Source organism: Micromonospora sp. WMMA1976, assembly GCF_027497335.1.
In the GTDB taxonomy this organism is placed as follows: Bacteria; Actinomycetota; Actinomycetes; order Mycobacteriales; family Micromonosporaceae; genus Micromonospora; species Micromonospora aurantiaca.
This window is the reverse complement of record NZ_CP114912.1, coordinates 236044-255072: the sequence shown is the minus strand read 5'-3', so window position 1 is coordinate 255072 and position 19029 is coordinate 236044. Positions and strand designations below refer to the sequence as shown.

General features: G+C 73.2%; 17 protein-coding genes. 5 read left to right on the top strand and 12 right to left on the bottom strand.

Annotated features, from left to right (window positions below; translation table 11 throughout):
- The first annotated feature begins 33 nt into the window (after nucleotides 1–33).
- Entirely contained in the window at nucleotides 34–1302 is a 1269-nt protein-coding gene (locus O7546_RS01255; protein ID WP_194798816.1) for a PP2C family protein-serine/threonine phosphatase, read from the top strand.
- Here O7546_RS01255 and O7546_RS01250 read toward each other — a convergent pair.
- Nucleotides 1282–1635, bottom strand: a complete 354-nt coding sequence (locus O7546_RS01250) for an STAS domain-containing protein (RefSeq protein WP_281600372.1) — start codon at nucleotides 1633–1635, stop codon at nucleotides 1282–1284. The two genes, O7546_RS01255 and O7546_RS01250, sit on opposite strands and share 21 nt — an antisense overlap.
- A gap of 92 nt (nucleotides 1636–1727) precedes the next feature.
- Nucleotides 1728–3008, bottom strand: a complete 1281-nt coding sequence (locus O7546_RS01245; RefSeq protein ID WP_269696045.1) for an MFS transporter — start codon at nucleotides 3006–3008, stop codon at nucleotides 1728–1730.
- A 108-nt stretch (nucleotides 3009–3116) separates the two neighbouring features.
- Between O7546_RS01245 and O7546_RS01240 the strand changes: the two genes are divergently transcribed.
- The 4 genes from O7546_RS01240 to O7546_RS01225 all read left to right on the top strand — a co-directional run bounded on the left by O7546_RS01240 (nucleotide 3117) and on the right by O7546_RS01225 (nucleotide 7589).
- Nucleotides 3117–4535, top strand: coding sequence for a PLP-dependent aminotransferase family protein (locus O7546_RS01240; RefSeq protein WP_281600371.1), 1419 nt, complete (start codon nucleotides 3117–3119; stop codon nucleotides 4533–4535).
- An 88-nt stretch (nucleotides 4536–4623) separates the two neighbouring features.
- Nucleotides 4624–5133: a SigE family RNA polymerase sigma factor gene (locus O7546_RS01235; RefSeq protein WP_194798820.1), complete on the top strand. Its 510-nt coding sequence runs from the start codon at nucleotides 4624–4626 to the stop codon at nucleotides 5131–5133.
- Complete coding sequence (locus tag O7546_RS01230; RefSeq protein WP_194798821.1) at nucleotides 5130–5966, top strand: hypothetical protein; 837 nt, start codon at nucleotides 5130–5132, stop codon at nucleotides 5964–5966. The genes O7546_RS01235 and O7546_RS01230 overlap by 4 nt, the downstream gene beginning before the upstream one ends.
- Before the next feature lie 36 nt (nucleotides 5967–6002).
- Nucleotides 6003–7589 (top strand): mucoidy inhibitor MuiA family protein, encoded by a 1587-nt coding sequence (locus tag O7546_RS01225; RefSeq protein ID WP_269696042.1) that lies wholly within the window; start codon nucleotides 6003–6005, stop codon nucleotides 7587–7589.
- Between the two features lie 49 nt (nucleotides 7590–7638).
- Here the strand turns inward: O7546_RS01225 and O7546_RS01220 are convergent, their stop codons facing one another.
- From O7546_RS01220 to O7546_RS01175, 10 genes are all read right to left on the bottom strand, one after another.
- Nucleotides 7639–7908 (bottom strand): GlsB/YeaQ/YmgE family stress response membrane protein, encoded by a 270-nt coding sequence (locus tag O7546_RS01220; RefSeq protein ID WP_174533488.1) that lies wholly within the window; start codon nucleotides 7906–7908, stop codon nucleotides 7639–7641.
- Between the two features lie 111 nt (nucleotides 7909–8019).
- Nucleotides 8020–8844: an ion transporter gene (locus O7546_RS01215; RefSeq protein ID WP_230651202.1), complete on the bottom strand. Its 825-nt coding sequence runs from the start codon at nucleotides 8842–8844 to the stop codon at nucleotides 8020–8022.
- Nucleotides 8845–9078: 234 nt separating this feature from the next.
- Entirely contained in the window at nucleotides 9079–10185 is a 1107-nt protein-coding gene (locus tag O7546_RS01210) for a magnesium and cobalt transport protein CorA (RefSeq protein ID WP_194798823.1), read from the bottom strand.
- Nucleotides 10186–10243: 58 nt separating this feature from the next.
- Nucleotides 10244–10924, bottom strand: a complete 681-nt coding sequence (locus tag O7546_RS01205) for a response regulator (RefSeq protein WP_194798824.1) — start codon at nucleotides 10922–10924, stop codon at nucleotides 10244–10246.
- Complete coding sequence (locus O7546_RS01200) at nucleotides 10921–13467, bottom strand: DUF4118 domain-containing protein (protein WP_281600370.1); 2547 nt, start codon at nucleotides 13465–13467, stop codon at nucleotides 10921–10923. The genes O7546_RS01205 and O7546_RS01200 overlap by 4 nt, the downstream gene beginning before the upstream one ends.
- 71 nt (nucleotides 13468–13538) lie before the next feature.
- Complete coding sequence (locus O7546_RS01195) at nucleotides 13539–14420, bottom strand: potassium-transporting ATPase subunit C (RefSeq protein WP_281600369.1); 882 nt, start codon at nucleotides 14418–14420, stop codon at nucleotides 13539–13541.
- Nucleotides 14420–16609, bottom strand: a complete 2190-nt coding sequence (gene kdpB, locus O7546_RS01190) for a potassium-transporting ATPase subunit KdpB (protein WP_194798827.1) — start codon at nucleotides 16607–16609, stop codon at nucleotides 14420–14422. Before kdpB ends, O7546_RS01195 begins: the two co-directional genes overlap by 1 nt.
- Nucleotides 16610–16629: 20 nt before the next feature.
- Complete coding sequence (gene kdpA, locus O7546_RS01185; RefSeq protein WP_269696038.1) at nucleotides 16630–18285, bottom strand: potassium-transporting ATPase subunit KdpA; 1656 nt, start codon at nucleotides 18283–18285, stop codon at nucleotides 16630–16632.
- Complete coding sequence (kdpF, locus tag O7546_RS01180) at nucleotides 18285–18374, bottom strand: K(+)-transporting ATPase subunit F (RefSeq protein WP_088643699.1); 90 nt, start codon at nucleotides 18372–18374, stop codon at nucleotides 18285–18287. Before kdpF ends, kdpA begins: the two co-directional genes overlap by 1 nt.
- Before the next feature lie 184 nt (nucleotides 18375–18558).
- Nucleotides 18559–18978, bottom strand: a complete 420-nt coding sequence (locus tag O7546_RS01175) for a hypothetical protein (protein WP_228531253.1) — start codon at nucleotides 18976–18978, stop codon at nucleotides 18559–18561.
- Nucleotides 18979–19029 lie beyond the last annotated feature (51 nt).

The window sequence follows — 19029 nt, the reverse complement described above, 5'->3', positions numbered from 1 at the left end:
GCGGCCACCCGGCGCGCTGAATATGCTCAGAGCGTGGAGGACAGCGAGCAGGCGGTGCTGGCCGGGATGCTGCAGTCGGCCGAGGACGCCGCCCCGGTGGAGGCGGTCGAGGCCGTCACCGGCGTCATCGCCACGACGCTGAACGCGCGCGGCGTCTCGCTGCTGATCGCCGACCTCAGCGGCCGTGCGCTGGTCCGGCTGACCCACCAGCCGGCCCGTGGCGGTCCCGGCCGGCGCCACGGCGAGGAGGACGCCGAGGTCCTCCCCTTCGACGGCGGACCCTACGAACGCGCCCTCCGGCAGCAGGCCCCCGAGGTCGTCCCCGGCGACGGCACGTGGACCGTGCTGGCACCGGTCACCGACCGCGGAGAGGCGATCGGCCTGCTGGAGATCGACCTGCCCGACGAGCCGGACGACGACGTGGTGAACTGGGTAGCCCGTACCGCGCACGCGCTGGCGTTCGTGGTCATCGCCAACCGCCGGCACACCGACCTGTTCGAGTGGGGACAGCGGACCACCCCGTTCAGCCTCTCCGCCGAGATCCAGCGCCGTCTGCTGCCCGCCTCGTTCACCTGCGAGGGCGGCGCCTTCACCCTCTCCGGCTGGCTGGAACCCGCCGCCAGCGTCGGCGGGGACACCTTCGACTACAGCCTCGCGCGGAATCTGCTGCACCTCAGCGTCACCGACGCGATGGGCCACGGCGTGGCGAGCGCGCTCACCGCCACCCTCGGCGTGGGCAGCCTGCGCAACACCCGCCGGCGCGGCGGCAGCCTGATCGCCCAGGCCGAGGAGGCCAACCGGGCCGTCGCGGAGCACGCGAACGTACGCGGCGCGTACGTCACCGCCGTACTGGGCCGCATCGACCTCACCACCGGCCGCTGTGAGCTGCTGAACGCGGGACACGTCCCACCGCTGCTGGTCCGGGACGGCCAGGTTCTACCCGTGGAGTTGCCCGGCAACTTCCCGCTCGGCATGTTCCCCGGCGAGAGCTACCGCAGCGGAGAGCTGGCCCTGCTGCCCGGCGACCGGCTGGTGATGGTCACCGACGGCATGCGCGAACGCAACGCTGCCGACCTGGACCTGCCCGGGGCGCTGCTCAGCCTCACCCACCTGCATCCCCGCGAGGCGGTCCGCGCGCTGTCCGACGCGGTGCTGGCAGCCGCCGGGCCGGCGCTGACCGACGACGCCACGCTGCTCGTCGTCGACTGGTACGGCGGCCACGGGCCGCGGCGCAGCACCGCCGGCGCCGACACCACTCGCGTCAGTCCCGACGAGGAGCGCTCAGCGCACCGCCGCCGGTGAGCCGTCCTCGGCGTCCCGCACGGTGCCGAAGAGCGGGATGACACGGTCCACCGAGGTGATCGAGAAGACGTTGCGGATCGACTGGCGGACGACGGCCAGACCGAGCCAGCCGTCGCGCTCCCGCAGGTTCTTGTAGACGAGCACCAGTGCGCCCAGGCCGCTGGAATCCACGAACCCGACCTGGGTCAGGTCGACGACCACCGTCCGCGCACCGGCCTCCACCACATCGAGCAGCCGGTCACGCAGCTGAGGCGCGCTGGCCATGTCCAGATCGCCGGCGACCTCGATCACCGGGCCGACGCGCCCCTGCCTGGTCGCCACCGAGAACTCCACCACTCCCCCTCAACCGCGCCGCAGAAGGCATCTCACTTCTACCCACCGTGCCAGAAATCCGCCCTGATCGCCTCCCGTAGGTGCGCAACGGCTCAGCGGCCTCGCCGCGACGTGGTGGAGGACACCTCAGTGCCGGTCGAGCCCAGTGCCGGAGCGGGAATCCACACCTCGGTGGCGGCCCGGCGGCGCTCGGCGAGGCGTACCGCCGGACGCATGGCCAGGCCCGCGACCACGAACAGCCCGCCGAGCACCAGCCAGCCCGGCGTGCCCCAGCCGAGCAGCAGCGAGGTCAGCAGCACCGGGCCGAGCATCCGGGCCAACTGCGGCGCCATGCCGAAGAAGCCCTGGTACTGCCCCTGCCGGTCGGGGCGGGCCAGGGTGAAGCCGACCTCCCAGCCGCTGGCCGCCTGCACCATCTCGCCGAACACCTGCACCAGTGCCGCGCCCAGCAGCACCGCCGAGGCCACCCACGCGCCGCCGACCATCCCGGAGACCGCGTACGCGCCGCAGGCGACAAGCAGGACCCAACCGGCGTGCCCGCTGGCCCGCGCCGCCGTGCCGGGATCGGTCACCCGGCGGGCCACCCGGACCTGCCACAGCACCACGCACAGCATGTTCACGGTGAGCACGATCGCGCCCATCGGCGCCGGGGCGTCGGTCCGTTCCGCGATCCACAGTGGCAACGCCAGGCTGAGCAGCGGCATGTTCAGGCACATCACCGCGTTCAGCAGGGTGATCAGCGCGTACGGGCGGTCGCGCAGCACGGCCAGCCGTCCCGGCTCGGGTCCGGCCGGGACCGGCGCCGCCGCCTCGGGCAGCCGGCGCACCAGCAGGGCCGCGGCCAGGAAGCTCGCCGCGTCGAGCGCGAAGGCGGACAGATACGCCGGGCGGCTGTCTGCCCAGAGCACGAGCGCGCCCAGCCCGGCCCCGGCGGCCAGGCCGGCGTTCGAGACCGACTGCAACCGGGCCCGTACCGCGGTGCGCCGCGCGGGCTCGATCAGCCCGACCAGCAGCGCCTGCCGGCTGGCGGTGAGCCCGGCCTGGCAGGCGGCGTAGCAACAGGCGAGCAGCACGAACAGCGGGAAGGAACGGATCACGAGGAAGCCGCTGAGTGCGGCGGCGGTGGCGACGGCGAAGACGACTGTCATCCGCCGCGCGCCGTAGCGGTCTGCCAGCTGGCCGGCGGGCACCCCGGCGAGGATGCCCGTCGACCAGCCCACGGTGAGGGCGATCCCGACCTGCGCCGGGGACAACCCGACCACCCGGATGAAGAACAGCGCCGAGCAGGCGTAGAACGCGCCGTCACCCACCGAGTTCGCGAGCTGGGCCAGGGCCAGCACCCGGACCCGGCGGCCGGTGTCGACATCGGTCATTGCTCGTCCCCCGTTCGCCATGCTCCTTCCTTCATCCAAGACCTGCGGATTGGCTCGCAGAAGCGCCGATTCCAGGCGATTCGATTGGGCCAATGTAGTGTCGTCGCCGTGGACGTCCACGTCAGCCTGGCCGGTCCCGGCGACCGCGCCACCCGGATCCACAGGCAGTTGCTGGAGGCGATCCTGGACGGCCGGCTGCGGCCCGGGGAACGGCTGCCACCCACCCGCGAACTGGCCCGGCGCCTCGACGTCTCCCGCAACACGGTCGCCGTCGCCTACGAGCGGCTGACCGCCGAGGGGCTGCTCACCGCCCGGGTCGGCGCGGGGACGTTCGTCGCCGACGAGCCGGTCGCCCGCGCCCGGCCCCGTCCCGCGCCGGCCGGTGGGGTACGCCCCCGCGCGTTCTGGGCGTCCGCCGAGCCGGCGCCCACCGCCGCGCCCCGCCCGGGACACGACTTCCGGGCCGGCACCCCTGACACCGGGCTGTTCCCGCTGGCCACCTGGCGGCGGCTGGTCGCCGGGGAACTGCGTACCGCGACGATCCGGGGCGGCTACGCCGACCCGGCCGGGCACCGGGGCCTCCGTAGCGCCGTCGCCCGGTACGTAGGTCTCGCCCGCGCGGTACTCGCCGGGCCCGACGACGTCGTCGTCACCCACGGCGCGCAGCAGGCGCTGGACCTGATCGCCCGGGTGATGCTCGAGCCGGGCGACCGGGTGGCCGTCGAGGACCCCGGCTATCCCCCGGCCCGGTGGCTGTTCGCCGGCCACGGCGCGCGGGTCGTGCCGGTACCGGTCGACGACGAGGGCATCGACGTACGCGCGCTACCAGGCGACGCGCGGCTGGTCTACGTCACCCCGTCGCACCAGTTCCCGCTGGGCGTCCGGATGTCCCCGGCCCGCCGGGCGGCGCTGCTGGACTGGGCGGCGACCCGGGACGCGGTGATCGTCGAGGACGACTACGACACCGAGTTCCGCTTCTCGGCGCGCCCGCTGGACCCGCTGCAGACGCTGGACCGGGCCGGGAAGGTGGTCTACGTCGGCACGTTCTCCAAGACGCTGCTGCCCATGCTGCGCCTCGGGTTCCTGGTCGCCCCCGCCTCGCTGCGCCCGGCGCTGCTGGCCGCCCGGCAGCTCACCGACTGGCACGGCGACCACACCACGCAGGCCGCACTGGCCCGGTTCATCGGCTCCGGCGAGCTGGCCCGGCACATCCGCAAGGCGACCCGGGTGTACGCCGAGCGGCGCGACCTGATCGACGCCGCGCTGCGCTCCGACCTCGCCGGCTGGCTCGACCCGGTGCCGTCCACGGCGGGCCTGCACCTGTGCGCGCGCCTGCGCCCGGACGCCGGCGTCGACCTGCCGACTGTCGTCGCACGGGCGGCCGAGGCCGGCGTCACCGTACGCGAGATCGCCGGCTACCAGGCGGGGCCGCCCGGCCCGGCCGGTCTGGTGCTCGGCTACGGCGCCGTCGCCACCGCCGACGTACCCGGAGGGCTCCGGTTGCTCGCACGCGGTTTCCGCGGCTGACCGGCGGCGGCGCAGATTCGCCGCGTCCTCCGAGCAACCCCGGGAGCCACACATGGCGTGACTATCCCGAATTCGATCGGAGGTCCGAATGAGTGATCGCGACACGGCGTTCGCGGAGTACTTCTCGGCGAGGCACCACGCCATGCGCGCCACCGCGTATCTGCTCTGCGGCGACTGGCACCGCGCGGAGGACCTGGTCCAGACCGGGTTCACCAAGCTGTACCTGGTCTGGAACCGGATCGCCCGGCACGAGGCGCTCGACTCCTACCTGCGCCAGATCATCGTCCGGTCCTTCCTCGACGAACGGCGGCGGGGCTGGTGGCGGCGGGAACGGGTGGGCACGCCCGACGCCGATCCGCCGGTGCCGGCGAGTCCGCACGAGGACCGGCTCGTGCTGCTCCAGGCGCTCGCCGCCGTACCGCCCCGGCAGCGGGCCGTCCTGGTCCTCCGCTACTGGGAGGACCTGCCGATCGACGAGGTGGCGGCGCTGCTGAACTGCTCGCCGGGAACGGTGAAGAGCCAGTCCGCCCGCGGACTGGACACGTTGCGCGGCCTCCTGTCACCCATGCACTCATCGAGCGAGAAGGGGCAACGATGAACGGAGACCAGCTGCGCGAGGCGCTTCGCGACGAGATGCTCGGCGTCGCCGCGCCACCGCGACCGAGCACGGACGCCATGCTCCGGACCGCTCGGCGGGCGCGCAACCGGCGCCGGGCCGTCCAGGCGTGCGCCGGGTCGGCGACGGCCGTACTCGCCGTCGTGGGTGTCGTGGCCCTCGCCAGCCCGGGCGGCGGCGACCGGCGCCCGCCGGCCGCGCTGCCGCAGGCCGCCCCGCCGCCGTCGGCGGACACGAGCGCCGAGCCGATGCCGACCGGGCCCGACGGCCTGCCGCAGGAGGACCGGACCGCGCGGGCGGGCACCCGGTACGACCAGGCCGCCCTGCTGCTCGACCGGCTCGTCACAGTGGTGCCCGACGGGTACACCGCCGAGAAGACCGTCTCCACCGAGACCGGGAAGGAGACGCTGGGCACCCATCAGGCTGACTTCACCGGACGGGCAGACGGCGTCGAGCTGTGGAGCTACCTGGCCTCGGTCGACGTGGCGAAGGGGACGTGGAAGGGGCGCCTGCTCACCGAGGTGCACACCGCGGGCAACCTGCTGCCGTCCGAGCCGTGTGCCCTGGCGCGCGAGTTCTGGGGCATGGGGGGCGAGTGCCAGCCGGTGACGATCGGCGACGCGACTGTGGGCGTGGTGGTCCGGCCCGGCGCGGACGACCGGTTCGACCAGTGGGCCGCCTACCGCCACCCCGACGGCGTGGTGGTCTTCGTCGCGCAGGGCGCGTACGACAGACAGGCGCCCGCGTCACCGCTGCCGTTCACCGCACGCGACCTGGCCGCTGTCGCCGTCGACGAGCGGCTCCATCTGCGGTAGCCCTGCCGCGGGCGCGGCTGAACTACCCTCGCCGCCGTGGACACTCTGGAGATCGATGCGCCTGTCGTCGGCGTGACCGTCTACCCGGACCGCGCCCGGGTCACCCGCCGCGGCCGCGTCCGGCTGACCGCCGGCGACCACCGGGTACGCGTCGCCCCGCTCCCGCTGGGCCTGCGCCGGGACTCGATCCGGGTGGGTGGCCGGGGCGCGGTGACGGTGCTCGGGGTGGACGTGGCCGCGTGGCGGCAGGCCCGCAGCACCGACGCCCAGGTCGTCGAGCTGGAACGGCGGCGGCGCGACCTGTCCGACGAGCTGGCCGAGGTCGGTGACACCGACGCGATCGAGGACCAGCGCGGCGATTTCCTCACCCGGCTGGCCGAGCGGGCGGGTGGCACGTACGCCCGGGCGCTGGCCGCGGGCGACGCGGCCCCGGCTGACGTCGCGGCCTTCACCGACTCGGTGGCCGGTCAGCTCGCCGAGTCGCGGGCCCGGCGGCGCGGGCTGGCCCGGCGGCGCGCCGAGCTGGCGGAGGAGCTGGCCGCCGTCGACCGGGAGCTGGACGCGGCGCGCGGCAAGCGGGAGCCGGACCGGCTGGCCGCCGAGGTGTCCGTCTCGGTGGACGCCGACGAGACCGAGGTGGAGCTGGAGCTGACGTACCTGGTGGACGGCGCCCGCTGGACGCCCTCATACGACCTGCGGCTGGTCGAGGACACCATGACCGTCACCTGGTTCGGGCTGGTCAGCCAGGGCACCGGGGAGGACTGGCCGGAGTGCGAACTCCAGCTCTCCACCGCCCGCCCGGCGGCGGCGAGCGGCGTACCCGAATTGTCGCCCTGGTATCTCGACCGGTTCCGGCCGGAGCCGCCGATGGCCGTGTCGACCGCGTCGTTCGGCGGCACGGTGCCGCCCCCGGCGCCCGGCGCGGCGCCGGCGGCGGGCCGTCCCCGCGCGGCGCGGGCCGCGGCGCCGCCGGTGCGGGAGAGCGTCGCCGAGGTGGAGCAGGGCGTGACGGCGGCCACCTACCGGCCCGCGCGGCCGGTGGCGGTGCCGGCGGACGGCAGCGCGCACCGGGTGACGATCGCGGTGCTGGAGCTGCCGGCCCGGCTGGACCACGTGAGCGTGCCGGTACGCGCCGCCGAGGCGCACCTGCGGGCCACGGTCCGCAACACGTCGGACCACACGCTGCTGCCCGGCCCGGCGTCGGTCTTCCACGGTGCCGACTTCGTGGCGGCGACGCGGCTGAAGACATGGGCGCCGGGCGAGGAGACCGAGCTGGCGCTCGGGGTGGACGACCGGGTGCGGGTGGAGCGGAAGCTGTCCCGGCGCACCGAGAGCAAGGCCACGCTCGGGTCGACGCGGCGGCGGGAGGTGGAGTACCGGATCACTGTGGCGAACCACACGTCCCGCCCGGCCACTGTGGAGGTGCGGGATCAGCTGCCGGTGTCCCGGGACGAGTCGGTGGTGGTACGCGAGACGACGCTGACGCCGCCACCGGCCGAGCGTACGGAGCTGGGCGAGCTGATCTGGCGGCTGTCGCCGGCGCCGGGTGAGAGCGGCGAGATCGCCCTGGGCTTCCGGGTGGAGCTGGCGAAGGGCGTCGAGCTGACCGGCTGGCGGGAGTGACACGACGGGGCCGCTTCCGCGACGTGCGGAAGCGGCCCCGTCGGGTGCCTCAGATGCGGCGGCGGCCGTAGAGGCCGGCGAAGACGGCGACACCGATGGCGGCGAAGCCGACCTGGAGCGCCAGCTCGATCCAGTCGATGCCGGGGGTGTCGTCGACGCCGAACGCGCCGGCCACCAGCGTGCCGACGAACGCGGCGACCACACCGATGAGCAGGGTCAGCCAGATCGGGATGTTCTGCTTGCCCGGCACCACCAGGCGCCCGAGCGCACCGATGATGAGACCGATGATGAGCGCGGTGAAGAAGCCCGTGATCTCCACGAGAGGCGTCCCTTCCCTCAAATGTGTTGGCGTCAGCCTGGTTGCCCCGATCAACCAGTCGGTCAAACCCGGGAACCGCTTTCGTCACGGAACTGTCATGACCGTCTCTGATCAGTGGTCCGAGGGCTGCCGGCGGCGCGGCGCGCCGGGCGGCTCCTCCCTGTCGATGCGCAGTTCCCGCTCCAGCTCGGCGATCACCATGCGCAGGTCGTCCAGGCGCTGGCTGATCGCGATCCGGTCCACCTCGTCCGGAATCCCGTCCCCGTCGGAGTCGTAGTCGGACGCCAGCCCCTCGGTCATCTCCAGCCGGCGCGCCTCCTCCATCGAGTTGACGATGACGGCGATGAGGATGTTCAGCAGGAGGTTCACCGCGATCATCACGAAGCTGACGTAGTAGAGCAGCGTCCACGGCGACACCTCCAGACCCTGTTCCAGCAGGTCCGGCAGCGTCTCCAGGGACAGCAGCACGAACAGCGTGACGAGCGAACGGCCGATGTCGCCGTACTGCTCGGGGTAGCGGTCGCCGAAGATCAGCCAGCCGGCCATGCCGTACACGTAGAGCGTGACGGCGGCGAGCGCGAGGAAACCCGCGACACCTGGGAGGCTGCGCCACAGCGCCGCGACGATGGTCCGCAGGCCGGGTGAGAAGCGCACCAGGCGCAGTACCCGGGCGACCCGGATGAACCGCAGCACCGCCGAGTCGCCGTGCAGGCCCGGGACGAATATGGCCGCTGTCACCAGCAGGTCGAAGACGTTCCAGCCGTGCCGGAAGAAGTCCTGCGGGCGGCGGCCGTACGCGAGCACCCGGATGGTGATCTCCACGACGAAGACCGCCCGGAACATCCACTCCGTCCACCGCAGCACCGGCCCGGCCGCGCCGAGGTTCGGGTACGTCTCGATGCCCAGCACCACGCCGTTGGCCATGATGAGCACCACGATGGCCACCTCGAACGGCCGGGACGCGACGATCCGGGCACAGTGGCCGGCCAGCCCACGCTTTCCGTCACTGGTCCGTCGCCCGCCGCGCGGTGCCGGAACCGTGTCCCCGATCAGCGTTCCCCTCCGGAGGGCCGGAGCCGGACGACGCACGCACGACGGGGGGTAGCCACCCGGACACTTTAGTGGATCACCGAGGGCGGGCGGCCGGGGCCGAGACGCGCCGGGCCTGGCTCAGAGCCAGCCGCGGCGCTTGAACAGCAGGTAGAGCGCGCCGCAGACAGCAAGCATCAGGGTGACCGCGAACAGGTAGCCGTACCGCCAGTCCAGCTCCGGCATGTGGGTGAAGTTCATCCCGTAGACGGTGCCGATCAGGGTGGGCGCGAACAGGATGGCCGCCCACGCGGAGACGCGTTTGATCTCCTCGTTCTGCTCGAAGCTGGCAGCGGTCAGGCTGCGCATCTCCTCGTTCTGCGCCTGCGACACCAGCGTGGCGTTGACGGTGAGGATGTTCTGGAGCAGGTGCCGGAACCCGTCCACCCGCTCCACCACCTGGGTCAGGTGGTCGGCCACGTCGCGCAGCCGGCGGCGTAGCTCCTCGTCAGTGCCGTACCTGTCGAAGCCGTGCGTGAGCGCGTCGACCACCTTCAGCAGCGGCCGGGCGGCCCGCTGGAACTGGATCACCTCGCGGCTCAGCTCGTAGATGCGGCGGCTGGCGTTCGGGTCGCCGCCGAACACCTCGGTCTCGATCTCGTCGATGTCGTTCTCCAGCCCGGCCACCACCGGCGCGTAGCCGTCCACCACCCGGTCGAGTACGGCGTAGAGCACTGCTTCCGGGCCGAGTGCGAGCACCTCGGGTTCGGCCTCCAGCCGCCGCCGTACGCCGGCCAGGTCGGGCGTGCCGCCGTGCCGCACGGTGATCACGAAACCGGGGCCGAGGAACAGGTGCAGCTCGGCGAACTCGACCGCGTCCCGGGCGTCCAGGTAGCGGGCGGCGCGCAGCACCACGAACAGGGTGTCGCCGTAGCGTTCCAGCTTGGGACGCTGGTGGGCGTTGATCGCGTCCTCGACGGCCAGGTCGGGAAGCTGGAACTCGGCGGCGAGCGAGGCCACCTCCTCCCGGCCCGGCCGGCGCAGCCCGATCCAGGCCATCGCGTCGTCGAGCTGTTGCAGGCAGCGGAACGTGTCGGCGAGGCTCACCGGCGACGCCCGGCGTACGCCGTCGACGTAGACGCCGCTGTCGACCAGCCCGTCGGGTCGCTCCGGCTCGGCCGCGCCCGCGTCGATGGCGTGCTCGTCCAGGCGGCGGCCGAACCCCTCCGAGGACCGGTTGTCCGCCATGCCCCTCCCCCGCTGCTCGGCCGGGTCGCCGAGTCCCCCGCCCGCGCTCGCGCAAACGTCAGGGTCGGTAGCGGTAGCCCATGCCCGGTTCGGTGATCAGATGCCGGGGCCGGGCCGGGTCGTCCTCCAGCTTGCGCCGCAGCTGGGCCATGTACTGCCGCAGGTAGTTCGTCTCGTGGTGGTACTCCGGTCCCCACACGTCGTGCAGCAACTGGCGCTGGCTGACCAGCTTGCCCGGGTTGCGCAGCAGCTTCTCCAGCATGGCCCACTGGGTGGGGGTGAGCTTGACCTCGACGCCGTCGTCCCGGGTGACCGTCCGGTCGGCCAGGTCGACGGTGTTGCGGCCGATTCGCAGCGCCGGTACGGCGGGCGTGGCCGGGGCGAGCCGCCGGGTCACCGCCCGGATCCGGGCGAGCAGTTCGTCGACGCCGAACGGCTTGGTCACGTAGTCGTCGGCGCCCGCGTCGAGCGCGGACACCTTGTCCTCGCTGCCGGCCCGCCCGGACAGCACGATGATCGGCACGGCGGTCCAGCCGCGCAGGCCCCGGATGACGTCGGTGCCGTCCAGGTCGGGCAGGCCGAGGTCGAGCACCACCAGGTCCGGCGGGTGGGCGGCGGCGGCCTTGAGCGCGGTAGCGCCGCTGCCTGCGACCTCGACGTCGTAGCCCCGGGCCCGCAGGTTGATCCGCAGCGCGCGCAGGATCTGCGGCTCGTCGTCGACGACCAGGATCCGGGTCATTCCTGCGGCCCCTCCGGCTGGGTGGCGGCCGGCAGCCGCAGCACCAAGGTGAGACCGCCACCGGGCGTGGTCTCCGGGGTGATGCTGCCACCCATCGCCTCGGCGAGTCCCCGGGACAGCGCCAGCCCCAGGCCCACCCCGGTCTGGTTGTCCCGGTCGCCGAGGCGCTGGAACGGCAGGAAGACGTGCTCCCACTGGTCCTCCGGGATGCCCGGCCCGGTGTCGATCACCCGCAGCTCGACCTGTCCGGCGTGTGCGCTGCCGGTGATCGTCGGCGGCCTACCGGGCGGGCTGTGCCGCAGCGCGTTGGCCACGATGTTGACGAGCACCCGCTCCAGCAGGCCCGGGTCGGCGAGCGCCGCCGGCAGGTCGGCCGGGATGTCGGTGGTCACCTCGGCCGCCGCCGGGCCCAGTTCGTCGAGCGCCAGGGGTACGGCGTCCTCCAGCCCGATCGCGGTGGCGCTCACGCCCAGCGCGCCGGCCTGCAACCGGCTCATGTCGAGCAGGTTCGCCACCAGCCGGCTCAGCCGGTCCAGCGACTCGTCGGCGGTGGCGAGCAGTTCCTCCCGGTCGTCCGCGTCGAACTCGACGTCGTGGCTGCGCAGGCTGCTCACCGCCGCCTTCGCCGACGCCAGCGGCGTACGCAGGTCGTGGCTGACCGCCGCGAGCAGCGCGGTCCGCATCCGGTCGGCGGCGGCGAGCGGACGGGCGGTCGCGGCCTCCTCGGCCAGCCGCTCCTGGCGCAGCGCGACGGCGGCCTGCGCCGCGAACGCCTCGACCACCCGCCGGTCGGCCGCCTCCAGCCGCCGGCCGGCGAGCACCACGCTCAGCCGGTCGTCCACCGGCACCACCGTCTCGCCCGCGCCCGGGCTACCGGGCGGCCGGTCACCGACGCTCGCCACCACCCGCCAGGCGTCCGCGCCCCGGGCGCGCGCCGGGCGTCCGCCGGCCTCGTCGGTCAGCTCCAGCACGCTGACCGCGCGCAGCCCGAACGTCTCCCGCAGCCGGTCCAGCAGCGCGGGCAGCGGTCGCTCGCCGCGCAGCACGCTGCCCGCCACGGTGGCCAGGGTCTGCGCTTCGGCGGAGGCCCGGGCCGCCTCCCGGGTACGGCGAGCCGCCACGTCGACCACCCAGCTCACCGCGATGGCGACGCCGACGAACACGCCCAGGGCGAGCAGGTTGTCCGCCTCGGCGATGGTGAGCGTCCGGTACGGCGGCGTGAAGAACCAGTTGAGCAGCAGCGATCCGCCGAGCGCGGCGACCAGCGCGGGCCACAGTCCGCCGACCAGCGCCACGCCCACGACACCGGCGAGGAACAGCAGGATGTCGTTCGTCAGGGTGAGGTCGGGCAGCGTCCGCAGCACGAGCGTGAGCAGCGGCATGCCGAGCACCGCGAGCGCGTACCCGATCAGCCGCCGGCGTCGCGACAGCGCGGCGGGCACCGACGTGCCCCGGCGCCCGCGGCCCGCCTCGGGGTGGGTGACCAGGTGCACGTCGATCGGGCCGGACAGCGCGGTGGTGGTCACGCCGACGCCCCGGGCGAACACCTGCGCGAACCGGCCCCGGCGGCTCGCGCCGAGCACGAGCTGGGTGGCGTTGACGCCCCGCGCGAAGTCGAGCAGCGATGCCGGGATGTCGGTGCCGAGCACCTGGTGGTACGTGCCGCCGAGGCTCTCCACCAGCACCCGCTGCCGGGCCAGCTGGGCCGGGTCGGCGCCGGCCAGCCCGTCGCTGCGGGCCACGTGCACGGCGAGCAGGTCGGCGCCCTTGCTGCGGGCGGCGATCCGGGCGGCCCGGCGGATCAGCGTCTCGCCCTCCGGGCCGCCGGTCAGCGCGACCACCACCCGTTCCCGCGCCTCCCAGGTGTCGGAGATGCCCTGCTGGGCCCGGTACGCGTCGAGCTGCTCGTCGACCTTGTCGGCCAGCCAGAGCAGCGCCAGTTCGCGTAGCGCGGTGAGGTTGCCGACCCGGAAGTAGTTGCCGAGCGCGGCGTCGATCTTGTCGGGCCGGTAGATGTTGCCGTGCGCCATCCGGCGGCGCAGCGCCTCCGGCGTCATGTCCACCAGCTCGACCTGCTCGGCGGCCCGGACCACCTGGTCCGGGACCGTCTCCCGCTGGGTGGTGCCGGTGATCTGCGCGACCACGTCGTTCAGTGACTCCAGGTGCTGCACGTTGACCGTCGAGAGCACGCTGATCCCGGCGTCGAGCAGCTCCTGCACGTCCTGCCAGCGCTTCTCGTGACGGGAGCCGGGCACGTTCGTGTGGGCCAGCTCGTCCACCACGACCACCTCGGGCCGCCGGGCCAGCACCGCGTCCAGGTCCATCTCGGTGAACTCGACGCCCCGGTAGGTCATCGCGCGGCGGGGCACCACCTCCAGGTCACCGATCATCTCGGCGGTGTGCCGGCGGCCGTGCGTCTCGACCAGGCCGATCACCACGTCGGTGCCGCGCTCGGCCCGGCGCTGGGCCTCCTCCAGCATCGCGTACGTCTTGCCGACGCCCGGGGCGGCCCCGAGATAGATCCGCAGTTCACCCCTGCCCACAGCGTCCATCCTCCCTGACCGGCCGGGAGCGGCCCCGGGCCTTCCCCGGGGCCGCTCCGGTCGCTGTCGCGTCAGCGCGCCGGGAACGCCTCGTCCAGCGCGAGGTTGAGTTCCAGCACGTTCACCCCGGGCTCACCCATGAAGCCCAGCGCCCGGCCGGTGGTGTGCTCGGCGACCAGCCGCCGTACCGCCGCCGGGTCCGCGCCGCGCTCCCGCGCCACCCGGGCCACCTGGATCTCCGCGTACGCCGGGGAGATGTGCGGGTCGAGGCCGCTGCCACTTGCGGTGACCGCGTCGGCCGGTACGGCGGGCCGGGCCGGGGCGTCCCCGCGTACCGGGGTGACGATGCCGCCCTCCGCCACGTACTCGTGGCCGGGCTGGGCCGCCTCCACCGGTACGCCCTGCCAGGTGGTGACGAACGGCGTCGCCGGCGCGGCCTGGTTGACGCTCACCACACGGGTGATCGGGCCGGTGAGGCCGTCGGCGCGGAACACGGCGAGCACCGCGCCCACCCCGTCCGGCGTGCAGTACGGGCGCCGCCCGTCCACGCCGTCGAGGTCGCCGATCGCCTTGCTGCGCGCGCAGACCTGGGTGAGCAGGCTCGGCGTGGAGCCGGCGGGGTCGGCGGCGAGCGTGTCCACCACGCTCTCCGGGCCGAGGTTGCTCGCCGCGGTGGAGGTCGGGTCGTAGCCCTCCCCGGCGGCCGACGGGCGGGACTGGAAGTAGCGCGGGATCGGGTTGCCGTCCGCGTCGGTGAACGACTGGCCGATCAGCGAGCTGCCGACGGTCCGGCCGCCGACGGTGAGCAGTGAGCCGTCCGCCCTGCCGTCGAGGCCGGGCAACCGGCCGACGGCGACCAGGGCGAGCGGGTAGAGCAGGCCGAGCAGCACGGTGAAGACGAGCACCGCGCGCAGGGCGGCCAGGTGCTGGGAGAGCCAACTGGGAAGGCGCATCACGAGATCCCCGGGACGAACTGGACGAGCAGGTCGATGAGCTTGATGCCGACGAACGGCACCACGATGCCGCCGAGGCCGTAGAGCCACAGGTTGCGGCGCAGCAGCGTCGAGGCGCCGGCCGGGCGGTAGCGCACGCCGCGCAGGGCCAGCGGGATCAACGCCACGATGACTATCGCGTTGAAGACGACGGCGGAGAGGATCGCCGACTCGGGGCTGGCCAGGCGCATGATGTTGAGCCGGTCCAGCGACGGGTAGATGCCGGCGAACATGGCCGGGATGATCGCGAAGTACTTCGCGATGTCGTTGGCGATGCTGAACGTGGTCAGCGCACCCCGGGTGATCAGCAACTGCTTGCCGATCTCCACGATCTCGATCAGCTTGGTCGGGTCGGAGTCGAGGTCGACCATGTTGCCGGCCTCCTTGGCGGCCGACGTGCCGGTGTTCATGGCGACACCGACGTCCGCCTGGGCCAGCGCGGGCGCGTCGTTCGTGCCGTCGCCGGTCATGGCGACGAGCCGGCCGCCCTCCTGCTCCTTCTTGATCAGCGCGAGCTTGTCCTCTGGCGTGGCCTCCGCGAGGAAGTCGTCCACGCCCGCCTCATCGGCGATCGCCTTCGCGGTACGCGGGTTGTCGCCGGTGATCATCACGGTGCGGATGCCCATCCGGCGCATCTCGTCGAAGCGCTCCCGCATCCCGGCCTTCACCACGTCCTTGAGGTGGATGACGCCGAGCGCCCGGGCCGGCTCCCCGGCCACGTGCTCGGCCACCACGAGCGGCGTGCCGCCGGTGCCGCTGATCGCGTCGACCAGTTCACCGACCTGTTCGGTCGGGTGGCCGCCGTTGTCGCGTACCCACTTCATCACCGCGGCGGCGGCGCCCTTGCGGATGTGCCGGACGTCGCCGCCGGCGTCCAGGTCGACGCCGCTCATCCGGGTCTGCGCGGTGAACGGCACGAACGTGGCGTGCGGGATGAGGCCGGGCTCGCGCTCGCGCAGCCCGTACTCGTTCTTCGCGAGCACCACGACCGAGCGGCCCTCGGGGGTCTCGTCGGCCAGGCTGGACAGTTGCGCCGCGTCGGCGAGCGTGGCCGCGTCCACGCCGTCCACCGGCAGGAACTCGGCGGCCTGCCGGTTGCCGAGCGTGATCGTGCCGGTCTTGTCCAGCAGCAGCGTGTTGACGTCGCCGGCCGCCTCGACCGCCCGGCCGCTCATCGCCAGCACGTTGCGCTGCACGAGCCGGTCCATGCCGGCGATGCCGATCGCGGACAGCAGAGCCCCGATGGTGGTCGGGATGAGACAGACCAGAAGCGACACGAGGACGACGCCGGTGACGCCGGAGTCGGTGATCGCCGCGGTGTCCGGCGCGGCGGCCTGGTAACCCTTGGCGAAGATCGCCATCGGCTGGAGTGTGACGACGGCGAGCAGGAAGATGATCGTCAGCGCGGCCAGCAGGATGTTCAGTGCGATCTCGTTCGGCGTCTTCTGCCGGTTGGCGCCCTCGACCAGCGCGATCATCCGGTCGATGAAGCTCTCGCCCGGCTTCTGCGTGATCCGGACGACGATCCGGTCGGAGAGGACCCGGGTGCCGCCGGTGACCGCGCTGCGGTCGCCGCCGGACTCCCGGATCACCGGGGCGGACTCGCCGGTGATCGCCGACTCGTCGACGCTGGCGATGCCCTCGACCACGTCGCCGTCACCGGGGACGACCTGACCGGCCTCGACCAGGACGACGTCACCCTGCCGCAGCTGCGGCGCGGGCACCGCCTCGTCCCGGTACGCGTTCGCGGCGGCACCCGGCGTCCAGCCGACCAGGCGGGTGGCGACGGTGTCCTGCTTGGCCCGGCGCAGCGTGTCGGCCTGCGCCTTGCCGCGCCCCTCGGCGACCGCCTCGGCCAGGTTCGCGAAGATCACGGTGAGCCAGAGCCAGACGGTGATCGCGATCGCGAAGACGGACGGGTCGGCCACCGCGAGCACTGTGGTGAACAGCGCGCCGATCTCCACGATCAGCATCACCGGGTTGCGCCACAGGGTGCGCGGGTCGAGCTTGCGCAGCGCGTCCGGCGACGACCGGAGCAACTGGCGAGGGTCGAGCAGTCCGCCGCCGACCCGGTCGCGGCGGCCCGGCGTGCCGGGAGCCGCGGTGTCGCCGGTGACCGGCGCGTCGGCGGTCTGCACAGGTGCTGTCATGTCCTTGTCTCTCATGGTGGTCACAGCCCTTCGGCCAGCGGGCCGAGCGCGAGTGCGGGAAGGAAGGTGAGCGCGACGAGGACCACCGTGACGCCGACGACCATGCCGACGAACAACGGCCGGTGGGTCGGCAGGGTGCCCTCGGAGGCGGGTGTGGGTTGCTGGCGGGCCAGCGAGCCGGCCAGCGCGAGCACGAAGATGATCGGCAGGAACCGGCCGAGCAGCATGCAGAGCCCGAGCGCAGTGTTCCACCACTGTGTGTTCACGGTGATGCCGGCGAACGCGGAGCCGTTGTTGTTGCTGGCCGAGGTGAACGCGTAGAGCACTTCGGACAGCCCGTGCGGTCCGGCGTTCAGCGCTGTCGAGGCGTTGCCGGTGGCGAACGCGGCGGCGGTGCCGGTGAGCACCAGCGCCGGGGTGATCAGGAAGTACATCGAGGCGAACTTGATCTCGCGCGAGCCGATCTTCTTGCCCAGGTACTCCGGGGTGCGCCCGACCATCAGGCCGGCCACGAACACCGTGATCACCGCGAGGATCAGCAGCCCGTACAGGCCGGCGCCGACACCGCCGGGGGCGACCTCGCCGAGCATCATGTTGCCCAGCGTCATCATGCCGCCCAGCGCGGTGTACGAGTCGTGGAACGAGTCGACGGCGCCGGTCGAGGTGAGCGTGGTGGCCGCCGCGAACGTGGCCGAGTTCGACACGTCGAAGCGCACCTCCTTGCCCTCCAGCGCCGCGCCGACCGCCTGCGGCACCGTGCCGTCGCCGGCCAGCTCGAAGACGTTTGTGAGGGTGACACTGGCGAACGCCAGGATCGCCATCACGGCGACGATCGCGTAGCCCTGCCGCTTCTGCCCCACCATCCGGCCGAAGACCCGGGGCAGGCTGAACGGGATCACCAGGATCAGGAAGATCTCCAGCCAGTTCGTCCACGCGGTCGGGTTCTCGAACGGGTGGGCGCTGTTGGCGTTGTAGAAGCCGCCGCCGTTGGTGCCCAGCTCCTTGATGACCTCCTGGCTCGCCACCGGCCCGCCGGTGACGGTCTGGGTGCCGCCGGTCAGCGTGGTCACGTCGGTGCCGCCGGAGAGGTTCTGCACCACGCCTCCGAGCATCAACACGAGCGCGCCGAGCACCGCGATCGGCAGCAGGATCCGCAACGTGACCCGGGTCAGATCGACCCAGAAGTTGCCCAGCTCGCCGGTACGGCTGCGGGCGAAGCCCCGGACCAGCGCCACCGCCACGGCGATGCCGACGGCGGCCGAGACGAAGTTCTGCACCGCCAGGCCGGCCATCTGCACCAGGTGGCCCATCGTCGACTCACCCGAGTACCACTGCCAGTTCGTGTTGGTCACGAACGACACGGCGGTGTTCCAGGCGCCGTGCGGCACCACCGGATCGAATCCCAGCGAGAGCCACAGGTGGTTCTGCAGGCGCTGGAACGCGTACAGGAACAGCAGGGAGACGGCCGAGAAGGCCAGCACCGAGCGGGCGTAGACGCCCCAGGTCTGCTCGGCGGCCGGGTCGACCCCGACCAGGCGGTAGATCCCCCGCTCGAAGCGGGACGACCGGGTTCCCGCGACCACGCGGTGCATGTGGTCGCCGAACGGCCGGTGCACGGCGACGAGCGCCGCCACCAGCGACAGGACGAAGAGCACGCCGGCTGTCGTCATGCTCATCAGAAGCGCTCCGGGAACAGCAGGGCGACGACCAGGAACACGCCCAGGCCGATCGCCAGCACCAGGCCGACGGCGTTGACGGCGTTCACAGCTTCTCCACGCCCCTCACCACGAGGGCGAGAGCCGCGAACAGCCCCACCGTCAGCAACACGAACAGCACGTCAGACACGGCTGATCTCTCCTAGCGGAAGATGTCCTCGCGACCGCCTCCCGGCCGCGCCGGGCAATCACAGCGCCGTATCCGGCGCACGGACAGGGGTCTTGACGCGACCATCACGCGCGGCCACGGTTTCTTGACGCGCTTTTCACGCCGTCTCCGGGGCCGGTGATCCGGGTCACCGGCCGGGCCTCGGCGCCGATCGACCGGAGGTGCCGGTAGCCGGCGCCGAGCACCGCGGCGAACCCGATCGGCACGGCCCGGGACCAGGCGTCACCCGGGCCGGTCAGCTCGCCGTAGCCGTGCGCGAGGAACCCGACGAAGACCGCCGCACCCAGCGCGGTCACCGCCGCGACCGCGCGCAGATCGGCCACCACAGCGGCGTACGCCCCGACGACGCCCGCCATCGCCAGGACCCGCCCGGGCCGCTCGCCGGGTGTGAACACCCCGGCCGCCATCAGCGCCGCGCCGACCACCACTGCGGCGCCTGCGGCCACCCGGAATCCGGTGCACCCGTCCGCCCGTTCTCGTCCCATTTCCGCCTCCCGCGTCGGTACGTCCTTCGCGGGCCATACCAACCGGGCCGG